The sequence below is a fragment of the Shewanella sp. S1-49-MNA-CIBAN-0167 genome, from assembly GCF_040310145.1.
Taxonomy (GTDB): Bacteria; Pseudomonadota; Gammaproteobacteria; order Enterobacterales; family Shewanellaceae; genus Shewanella; species Shewanella psychromarinicola.
Genome location: NZ_JBEOPO010000547.1, coordinates 1 through 229 on the forward strand (window position 1 = coordinate 1; position 229 = coordinate 229).

The 229-nt window shown below is 55.5% G+C and carries 1 protein-coding gene; it reads right to left on the bottom strand.

Annotated elements, in window-relative coordinates; translation table 11 throughout:
• Positions 1 to 15: 15 nt before the first annotated feature.
• Positions 16 to 147 carry a hypothetical protein gene (locus AAEZ00_RS22370; RefSeq protein WP_351090268.1) on the bottom strand — a complete coding sequence of 44 codons (132 nt, stop codon included), beginning with the start codon at positions 145 to 147 and terminating at the stop codon, positions 16 to 18.
• Between the last annotated feature and the right edge of the window lie 82 nt (positions 148 to 229).

A 229-nucleotide genomic window follows, 5' to 3' on the forward strand; every position in this document is an offset into this window, starting at 1 on the left:
TCATTTCTATTATATCTATAAATACATTAAAAAGCGAGATCTCCAACCCCACCCCCACCCGCCCCCCCCCCCCACCCCACCCCCACCCCCCCCCCCACCCCCCCCCACCCCACCGACCAGACCACCCCAACACCAACCTCCACTCACACCAAAAAAGGCCCCTTCCCATGCAAATAGGACCCACTATCTGGTTTCAATGTTGGTGCAAATAACATTAGCACCAACACCA